The sequence below is a fragment of the Photorhabdus heterorhabditis genome, assembly GCF_018448905.1.
GTDB lineage: Bacteria > Pseudomonadota > Gammaproteobacteria > Enterobacterales > Enterobacteriaceae > Photorhabdus > Photorhabdus heterorhabditis.
This window is the reverse complement of sequence record NZ_RCWA01000206.1, coordinates 1-255: the sequence shown is the minus strand read 5'-3', so window position 1 is coordinate 255 and position 255 is coordinate 1. Positions and strand designations below refer to the sequence as shown.

Here is a 255-nt window from a genome sequence, read left to right as displayed (position 1 = left end):
GGGGGGGGGGGGGGGGGGGGGGGGGGGGGGGGGGGGGGGGGGGGGGGGGGGGGGGGGGGGGGGGGGGGGGGGGGGGGGGGGGGGGGGGGGGGGGGGGGGGGGGGGGGGGGGGGGGGGGGGGGGGGGGTGGGGGGGGGGGGGGGGGGGGGGGGGGGGGGGGGGGGGGGGGGGGGGGGGGGGGGGGGGGGGGGGGGGGGGGGGGGGGGGGGGGGGGGGGGGGGGGGGGGGGGGGGGGGGGGGGGGGGGGGGGGGGGG

Annotated in this window: 1 protein-coding gene; it reads left to right on the top strand. The window is 99.6% G+C overall.

Translation table 11 applies throughout. The features are described 5' to 3' along the window. On the top strand, positions 1 to 255 hold a 255-nt coding region (locus EAE89_RS24555; protein WP_045631777.1), incomplete at both ends, for a hypothetical protein.